An 8,932-nucleotide genomic window follows, 5' to 3' on the forward strand; every position below is an offset into this window, starting at 1 on the left:
GGGCTGCTGCGTTGCGGGGGGGGCTCAGCCGCGGCGGCCCACGAGCTTCCAGGCGGCCGGCAGGGCGCCCATCGCCAGGGCGGCCTTCAGCGCGTCACCGATGAGGAACGGGACCAGACCGGCGGAGACGGCGGCCGGCAGGGACATACCGGTGGCGAGCGCCAGGTAGGGCACGCCCACCGCGTAGATGATCACCGAACCGAGCACCATGGAACCGGCGGTGCGCAGCACCGTGCGGTCCGCGCCACGGCGGGCCAGGGCGCCCACGACGGTGGCCGCCAGCAGCATGCCGAGGATGTAGCCGAACGAGGGCATCGACCAGCCCGAGGCGCCCTCGGCGAACCACGGGGTCCCCGCCATGCCGGCGACCGCGTAGAGGGCGAGCGCGAGGAAGCCGCGGCGGGCGCCGAGCGCGGTGCCCACCAGCAGGGCGGCGAAGGTCTGCCCGGAGACCGGGACCGGGGAGCCGGGGACCGGCACGGAGATCTGGGCCGCGAGGCCGGTGAGGACGGCGCCGCCGGCGACCAGGGCGATGTCCCGGACACGGGAGGCGGGGACCAGATCGGCCAGGACGACGCCGGATCGGACGGGGGCGGCAGCAGTGCTCATCGGGGTCTCCGCGGGGTGAGGACAGTTCGGAACAGGCCGACCGTAGCCCAGGGCGACGGACCGGATCACCATCAGCCGCCGACAAAGCGGCGGTTGAGGTGTTGGTGGAGATCACACAAAGCACCGCCGTCACACACGATGGGAGGTGATGCTCGTCACTGAGGTCCCGGGGGTGGCGGCCGGTTTTGCATGGCGGGCCACCGCTGGCCGAGACTGTAGGGACTCCATAACTGCACCCGAGCGAACCGAGAGCACCCCGCACCATGCACGACGCGTCGGCCCAGGCCGTGACCGAGCCCCTCGAACACGGCCTCAAGCAGCGTCATCTGACGATGCTGGGACTGGGCGGGGTGATCGGCGCGGGGCTCTTCGTGGGCTCCGGCGCCGGGATCTCGGTCGCCGGTCCCGCCATCGTCGTCTCGTATCTGATCGCCGGCACCCTGGCGATGCTGGTGATGCGGATGCTCGGCGAGATGTCCGCCGCGATGCCCGCCTCCGGCTCGTTCTCGGTGCACGCCGAACGCGCGCTGGGACGGTGGGCCGGGTTCAGCGCGGGGTGGCTCTACTGGTTCCTGCTCGTGGTGGTGCTGGCCGCCGAGGCGACGGCGGCGGCCCGGATCGCGCACGGCTGGGCGCCGTCGGTGCCCCAGTGGGGCTGGGTGCTCCTCTTCATGGTGGTCTTCACGGCCGCCAACCTCACGGCGGTACGCAACTTCGGCGAGTTCGAGTTCTGGTTCGCCGCGCTCAAGGTCGGCGCCCTGGTGCTCTTCCTGCTGCTGGGCGCCCTGGCAATCTTCGGCGTGCTGCCGGACACCGAGCCGGCCGGGCTCACCCATCTCACCGGCGACGGCGGGTTCCTGCCGAACGGCTGGTCCGGGGTGGTCTCCGGGGTGCTGGTGGTCGTCTTCGCGTTCGGCGGCCTGGAGGTCGTCACGATCGCCGCCGCCGAGACCGCGGATCCGGCCCGTGCGGTCGGACGGGCGGTGCGCAGCGCGGTGGTGCGCATCCTCTTCTTCTACGTCGGCTCGATGCTGGTGATCGTCACGGTGCTGCCGTGGACGGCGCAGACGGCGGGCGTGAGCCCCTTCGTCACCGTGCTCGACTCGATCGGCGTGCCGAGCGCCGGCCGGATCATGGAGATCGTGGTCTTCGTGGCCCTGCTGTCGGCGCTCAACGCCAACCTCTACGGCTCCTCGCGCATGATCTTCTCGCTGGCGGAGCGCCGGGGAGGCCCCCCGTGGCCTGCTCACCGTCTCGCCCGGCGGGGTGCCCCGCCGGGCGGTGCTCGCCTCGGTGGCGTTCGGTTTCGTCTCCGTGCTGCTCAACCTGATGTGGCCGGACGCCGTGTTCGCGTACATGCTCAACGCGGTCGGCGCGGTGCTGCTGTTCGTCTGGGCGCTGATCGCGGTCTCGCAGCTGCGGCTGCGCCGGCGCATCGAACGCGAGGCGCCCGAGGCGCTCGCCCTGCGGATGTGGGCCTTCCCCTGGCTCACCTGGGCGGCGCTGGCGGCCATGGCCGCGGTGCTGGTGCTGATGCTGGGCGACGACGCGGCCAGGCCGCAGCTGCTGTGGTCCGCCGGGGCGACCGCCGCGGTGCTGCTGGTCGCCGCCGCGCGCGAGGTGCTCGCCCGGCGGCGGTGAACGGGGGCGGGGCGGGGCCGGCGGAGGGCGTGCCGGTCCGTCCGGTGTCGGCGTGGTGGCGTTGTGTGAACATCGTGACCGTATAGCGGACATGCGTTCCCTGTGAGCGGAGTCGGTGGCCAGACTGTCGGCTGCTCCCCCGTCTCAGCCAATGAACAGGGCCCGCTCATGTCTCGGACCACCGCGCCCGCGCCCGTCGTCCCGACGGACGACACCCGGCTCTCGCACGGCCTCAAACAACGCCACCTCTCGATGATCGCCCTCGGCGGTGTCATCGGCGCCGGCCTCTTCGTGGGCTCCGGCGCCGGCATCGCCGCGGCGGGCCCGTCGATCGTGGTCGCCTACGCGCTCTCCGGTCTGCTCGTCATGCTCGTGATGCGGATGCTCGGCGAGATGTCCGCCGCGAACCCCGCGTCCGGCTCGTTCTCCGTCCATGCGGAGCGCGCCATCGGACCGTGGGCGGGCTTCACCGCGGGCTGGGCGTTCTGGTTCCTGCTCTGCGTGGCCGTGGGCCTGGAGGCGATGGGCGCGGCGAAGATCATGACGAACTGGCTGCCGGGGACGCCCGAGTGGGCCTGGGTCGCGCTGTTCATGCTGGTCTTCTGCGGCACCAACCTGGCCGCGGTGAAGAACTTCGGCGAGTTCGAGTTCTGGTTCGCCGCGCTCAAGGTCGGCGCCATCGCGCTGTTCCTGGGCATCGGCGTGCTGGCGATCGCCGGCCTCCTGCCGGGAAGCGAGGCGCCCGGCACGGCCAACCTCACCGGTGACGGCGGGTTCCTGCCGAACGGCGTCGACGGCCTGGTCGTCGGCCTGCTCGCCTCCGTCTTCGCCTACGGGGGCCTGGAGACCGTCACCATCGCCGCGGCCGAGTCCGAGCACCCGGTGCAGGGCGTCGCCAAGGCCGTGCGCACGGCGATGTGGCGCATCGCCGTCTTCTACATCGGATCGATGGCCGTCATCGTCACCCTGGTGCCCTGGGACGACCCGGACGTCGCGAACCCGGACAAGGGCCCGTACGTCACCACGCTGGCCCACCTCGACATCCCCGGCGCCGCCACCGCGCTCCAGATCGTGGTCTTCGTCGCCCTGCTGTCCGCGATGAACGCCAACATCTACGGCGCCTCCCGGATGGCCTGCTCGCTGGTCGCACGGGGTCAGGGCCCGAAGGCCCTGGGCCGCACCTTCGGCGGCGTGCCGCGCGTCGCCGTCCTCGTCTCGTCGGTGTTCGGCTTCCTGTGCGTGCTGCTCAGCTACTGGCGGCCCGAGGACGTCTTCCAGTGGCTGCTGAACATGATCGGCGCGATCATCCTGGTCGTCTGGATCTTCATCGCCGTCTCCCAGCTGGTCCTGCGCCGGCGCACCGAGCGCGACGAGCCCGAGAAGCTGGTCGTGCGGATGTGGTTCTTCCCGGTGCTGACCTGGATCGCCCTCCTGGGCATGGCCGCCGTGTTCGTGCTGATGCTGCGCGAGGAGGCGACCAGGCTCCAGCTGCTGGGCACCGGCGTCCTGACCGCGGCGCTGGCGGCCGGCGGCTTCGCCCTCCAGAGGCACCGTGCCTCGCGTGCGGGCGCGGAGACCGGGCGGGCGGGGACCGCCGGCTGAGGCACGTCCCAGGCGTACCACCGCGAAGGACCCCCCGGCCACGGCGGCCGGGGGGTCCTTCGCGTCCGTTCGACCGCACACGGCGCGGCCCGCGACCCGGGACCACCGGCTGATCACGTACGGCCACTCCTGCTGCTACGGTGCAGTTGCATAAGATGTGCAATAAGAAGGCAGCCGGAGGGACCACCGCCACCATGGCCATCTACACGCTTCCTGAACTTCCGTACGACTACGCGGCGCTCGAACCGGTCATCAGCCCCGAGATCATCGAGCTCCACCACGACAAGCACCACGCCGCGTACGTGAAGGGCGCCAACGACACCCTCGAACAGCTGGAGGAGGCGCGCGACAAGGAGGCGTGGGGCTCGATCAACGGGCTGGAGAAGAACCTCGCGTTCCATCTGTCCGGCCACATCCTGCACAGCATCTACTGGCACAACATGACCGGCGACGGCGGCGGCGAGCCCCTGGAGAAGGACGGCACCGGCGAACTGGCGGACGCCCTCGCCGAATCCTTCGGCTCCTTCGCCAAGTTCAAGGCCCAGCTCACCAAGGCGGCCGCCACCACCCAGGGCTCCGGCTGGGGCGTGCTGGCCTACGAGCCGGTCAGCGGCCGCCTCATCGTCGAGCAGGTCTACGACCACCAGGGCAACGTCGGCCAGGGCAGCGTCCCGATCCTGGTCTTCGACGCCTGGGAGCACGCCTTCTACCTCCAGTACCGGAACCAGAAGGTCGACTTCATCGAAGCGATGTGGCGGGTCGTCAACTGGCAGGACGTCGCCAGGCGCTTCACCGAGGCGAAGGGCCGCACCCCGCTGATCACCCCCTGAGGCGATCCCCGCACGCCCTGCTCGTGATCGTCTTCTCACCCGTCACGCGGCAGGCGGAAGAAGGACGGCCCCCGCGAGGACATGACTCGCGGGGGCCGTCTTCCGTGGGCGCGGCGCCGTCACTCGAAGGACGGCCCCTGGGTGCGGGTGCGCTTGATCTCGTAGAAGCCCGGCGTCGACGCCACCAGCAGGGTGCCGTCCCACAGCCGAGCCGCCGCCTCGCCCCGGGGCGTGGGCGTGACGACCGGGCCGAAGAAGGCGATCTGCTCGCCGTCGGCGCCCGGGACGGCGATCACGGGGGTGCCGACCTCCTGGCCGACCTTGGTGATGCCCTCCTCGTGGGAGGCGCGCAGCTGGGTGTCGTAGGTGTCCTTGTCGGCGTACTGCGCGAGCGAGACGGGCAGACCGACGTCCTCCAGCGCCTCACGGATCGCCGTGAGCGTCGGGCCCTCGCCCTTGTTGTGGAAACGGGTGCCGAGCGCGGTGTACAGCTTGCCGACGACCTCGTCCCCGTGCTCCTGCTGGGCCGCGACGACGACCCGCACCGGGGCCCACGCCTTGGTCTCCAGCATCTCCCGGTACTCCTCCGGGACCTGGTCGAGCTTGTCCTCGTTGAGCACGGCGAGCGACATCACATGCCAGCGGACCTCGATGTCACGGACCTTCTCGACCTCCAGCACCCAGCGGGACGTGATCCACGCCCACGGGCACAGCGGGTCGAACCAGAAGTCCACCGGTGTCTTGCCGTTGTCCGACATGTCACTCCTCGTATCGGGGCGGCACCCTGCGTGCCTCCGGGGGGAACACGCCCGGCGCGCGAGGGATTCCCCCGTATGGGCTGCCAGGACCGCATGAAAGGATCGCCGCTGTTCCGAAACGAGTCACGAAGGAGTGCCCGTGCCCGGTGAGAATCTGTCCCGCGACGAGGCCCGTACCCGGGCCGAGCTGCTGTCCGTCGAGGCGTACCACGTCGCCCTCGACGTACGGTCCGCCGTCGGGGACGCGGAGGAGGGGACGCGGCCGCGGACGTTCCGTTCCGTCACCACGATCCGGTTCCGGGCCGCCGAGCCCGGTACCCCGACCTTCGTCGACCTCGTCGCCCCGGCCGTGACCGGCATCACGCTCAACGGCCGTGAGCTGGACCCGGCGGCCGCCTTCGACGGCGCGCGGATCGCCCTCGACTCCGTGGACGCCGAGAACGTGCTCGTCGTGGACGCGCAGTGCGCCTACAGCAGGACGGGCGAGGGCCTGCACCGCTTCGTCGACCCGGAGGACGGCGAGGTCTACCTCTACACCCAGTACGAGCCGGCCGACGCGCGCCGGGTCTTCGCCAACTTCGAGCAGCCGGACCTCAAGGCTCCGTTCCGCTTCGAGGTGACGGCGCCCGAGGGCTGGACGGTGTGGAGCAACGGGGAGGGCGCGCGCGACGCCGACGGGGTGTGGCGCTTCGCCGAGACCCGGCCCATCTCGACGTACATCACGGCCGTCGTCGCCGGTCCGTACCACTACGAGACGGACGTGTACGAGCGCACGCTCCCCGACGGCACCACCCTGCGGGTGCCGCTGGGCGCGATGTGCCGCAAGGGGCTCGCCCGGCACTTCGACGCGGACGACATCTTCCTCGTCACCAAGCAGGGCCTGGACTTCTTCCACGAGCACTTCGACTACCCGTACCCGTTCGGGAAGTACGACCAGGCGTTCGTGCCCGAGTACAACATCGGCGCCATGGAGAACCCGGGCTGCGTCACCTTCCGCGAGGAGTTCGTCTTCCGGGGCAACGTGACGCAGGCGTCCTACGAGCGCCGCGCCAACGTGATCCTGCACGAGATGGCGCACATGTGGTTCGGCGACCTGGTCACCATGCAGTGGTGGGACGACCTGTGGCTGAAGGAGTCCTTCGCCGACTTCATGGGCTCGTTCTCGATGGTCGAGGCCACCCGCTTCACCAACGGATGGGTCACCTTCGCCAACAACCGCAAGGCATGGGCCTACCGCGCCGACCAGCTGCCCTCCACCCACCCGATCACGGCGGACATCCACGACCTGGAGGCCGCCAAGCTCAACTTCGACGGCATCACCTACGCGAAGGGCGCCTCGGTGCTCAAGCAGCTGGTGGCCTACGTGGGGCGGGACGCGTTCCTGGAGGGTGCGCGGCGCTACTTCAAGCGGCACGCCTACGGCAACACCCGCCTCGGCGACCTGCTGTCCGTCCTGGAGGAGACCTCCGGCCGGGACATGAAGGAGTGGTCGCGGGCCTGGCTGGAGACCTCGGGCGTCAACTCGCTGACCCCCGAGGTCGACCACGACCCGCAGGGGCGGGTGGCCGGGCTGGCGGTCCTGCAGGACGGCGACACGCTGCGGCCCCACCGGGTCGTCGTCGGCCTCTACCGGGTCGAGGGCGCCGAGCTCGTGCGGTACGCGAGCGCCGGCGCGGACGTCACCGGCGCCCGCACCCAGGTGCCGGGCCTGGCCGGCGCCGAACGCCCGGACCTGGTGCTCGTCAACGACGAGGACCTCACCTACTGCAAGATCCGCTTCGACGAGGGCTCGCTCGCGACGCTGCGGGCGCACCTCGGCGACATCGACGACCCGCTGGCGCGGGCGCTGTGCTGGTCCGCCCTGTGGAACCTGACCCGCGACGCGCTGATGCCGGCACGGGACTTCGTGGACCTGGTGCTGCGGTTCGCCGGCCGCGAGACGGACATCGGCGTGCTCCAGATGCTGCACGCCTGGGCGCGCGGGGCCCTCGTGCACTACGCGGCGCCCGAATGGCGCGAGGAGGGCGGACGGCTGCTGGCGTCGGGCGCGCTGAGCGAGCTCCGCCGGGCCGAGCCCGGCAGCCAGCACCAGCTGACGTGGGCCCGCTTCCTCGCCTCCGTGGCGAGCGGCCCGGAGGACTTCCAGCTGCTCTCCGGGCTGCTGGACGGCACCGCGCGCATCGACGGCCTCGACGTGGACCAGGAGCTGCGCTGGGCGTTCCTCGCGCCGCTCGCCGCGCACGGGGTCGCCGACGAGGCGGGGATCGCGGCCGAACTGGCGCGGGACGACACGGCGTCGGGCAAGCGGCACGAGGTCCGCTGCCTCGCGTCGCGCCCGTCTGCCGCGGTCAAGGACCAGGCGTGGGCGGCGGTGGTGGAATCCGACGCGCTCTCCAACGCGCTGGTCGAGGCGACGATCGCGGGCTTCGTGCAGCCGTCGCAGCGGGAGCTGATCGCGCCCTACGCGCCGAAGTACTTCGCGGCGATCGAGCGGGTGTGGGCGGAGCGGTCGATCCAGATCGGGATGGACGTGGTGCGCGATCTGTACCCGTCGCTCCAGGAGCCCGTCTCCACACTGGCCGCGACGGACGCGTGGCTCGCGGCCCACGAGTCGGCGGCGCCGGCGCTGCGCCGCCTCGTCCTCGAGTCCCGCGACGACCTGGCGCGCGCGGTGCGCGCCCAGGCGTGCGACGCGGGGCGGCGCGCGTAGCGCGCGCCTGGCCGGGGCGGCGCGCGTAGCGCGCGCCAGGCGGGGGCCCGCCGCGATCGGGGCGCGTCCCCGCGGGGGGCCGTGCGGGGGCCGTCCCGGGCGCGGGTGCGTTCCCGCGGGGGTGCGTCACGTCCGGGGGCCGTCCCGGGCGGGGCGCGTCACGTCCGGAGGCCCGTCGGCGCCCCCGGGCGCGGGTGCGTTCCCGCGGGAGTGCGTCACGTCCGGGGGCCGTCCCGGGCGGGGCGCGTCACGTCCGGAGGCCCGTCGGCGCCCCCGGGCGCGGGTGCGTTCCCGCGGGAGTGCGTCACGTCCGGGGGCCGTCCCGGGCGGGGCGCGTCACGTCCGGAGGCCCGTCGACGCCCCGGAGCGCGCCACGGGCGAGGGCGCCTCACGTCCGGGGCCTCGGAGCTCGGAGCGCGGCGCCCCGGAGGCGGGAGGTGTGGCGCACGCGTGGGCGGGCGCTGCGGACGCGCGGGGTCCGGGCAACGGGGTGGTGCGCGCCGGGGGTGGGGCCGCTGCGCGGGGCCTCTCCCCTCCCCGCCCCTTCCCGGACCGGGCTCCGCCCGGACCCGCACCGCGCTTCGCGCGGTCGCCTCAATCGCCGGCGGGGCTGACGGAGTCAGCCACGCCCCCGGACCCCGGGCGCGCGGCGCCCCACATCGGCAGTCGAACGCACGTACTTTAGGACGGGGTCGTCCCGAATTGTCGACGAAGGCGTAACAGAGGTTCAGGGGGCGGCGGCCCCCGGGCATCCCCCTCGCATCTGTCTCTTATACACATCT

The 8,932-nt window shown here is 72.3% G+C and carries 5 protein-coding genes and 1 pseudogene; 4 read left to right on the forward strand and 2 right to left on the reverse strand.

Annotated features, from left to right (window positions below; all coding sequences use genetic code 11):
- Positions 1–24: 24 nt before the first annotated feature.
- Positions 25–609, reverse strand: a complete 585-nt coding sequence (locus EAO77_RS02360; protein WP_147986466.1) for a biotin transporter BioY — start codon at positions 607–609, stop codon at positions 25–27.
- A gap of 263 nt (positions 610–872) precedes the next feature.
- On the opposite strand from EAO77_RS02360, the pseudogene EAO77_RS02365 reads away from it, so the two are divergent.
- The 3 genes and pseudogenes from EAO77_RS02365 (at position 873) to EAO77_RS02375 (ending at position 4,682) form a co-directional block, all read left to right on the forward strand.
- Positions 873–2,250 (forward strand): annotated as a pseudogene (locus EAO77_RS02365) (amino acid permease).
- Positions 2,251–2,418: 168 nt separating this feature from the next.
- On the forward strand, positions 2,419–3,852 hold the full coding sequence (locus EAO77_RS02370) for an amino acid permease (protein WP_147986467.1): 1,434 nt from the start codon (positions 2,419–2,421) through the stop codon (positions 3,850–3,852).
- Between the two features lie 194 nt (positions 3,853–4,046).
- On the forward strand, positions 4,047–4,682 hold the full coding sequence (locus EAO77_RS02375) for a superoxide dismutase (RefSeq protein ID WP_147986468.1): 636 nt from the start codon (positions 4,047–4,049) through the stop codon (positions 4,680–4,682).
- A 119-nt stretch (positions 4,683–4,801) separates the two neighbouring features.
- Here EAO77_RS02375 and EAO77_RS02380 read toward each other — a convergent pair whose 3' ends face one another.
- Positions 4,802–5,440, reverse strand: coding sequence for a DsbA family protein (locus tag EAO77_RS02380; RefSeq protein ID WP_147986469.1), 639 nt, complete (start codon positions 5,438–5,440; stop codon positions 4,802–4,804).
- A 139-nt stretch (positions 5,441–5,579) separates the two neighbouring features.
- On the opposite strand from EAO77_RS02380, the gene pepN reads away from it, so the two are divergent.
- Positions 5,580–8,150 (forward strand): aminopeptidase N, encoded by a 2,571-nt coding sequence (gene pepN / locus EAO77_RS02385; protein WP_187283094.1) that lies wholly within the window; start codon positions 5,580–5,582, stop codon positions 8,148–8,150.
- Positions 8,151–8,932 lie beyond the last annotated feature (782 nt).

Source organism: Streptomyces sp. T39 (assembly GCF_008042045.1).
Taxonomy (GTDB): Bacteria; Actinomycetota; Actinomycetes; order Streptomycetales; family Streptomycetaceae; genus Streptomyces.

What these genes read in the sequence shown, in the direction of transcription:
- EAO77_RS02360 (WP_147986466.1), bottom strand. Translation starts at nt 609, where the DNA reads ATGAGCACTGCTGCCGCCCCCGTCCGATCCGGCGTCGTCCTGGCCGAT.
- EAO77_RS02370 (WP_147986467.1), top strand. Translation starts at nt 2,419, where the DNA reads ATGTCTCGGACCACCGCGCCCGCGCCCGTCGTCCCGACGGACGACACC.
- EAO77_RS02375 (WP_147986468.1), top strand. Translation starts at nt 4,047, where the DNA reads ATGGCCATCTACACGCTTCCTGAACTTCCGTACGACTACGCGGCGCTC.
- EAO77_RS02380 (WP_147986469.1), bottom strand. Translation starts at nt 5,440, where the DNA reads ATGTCGGACAACGGCAAGACACCGGTGGACTTCTGGTTCGACCCGCTG.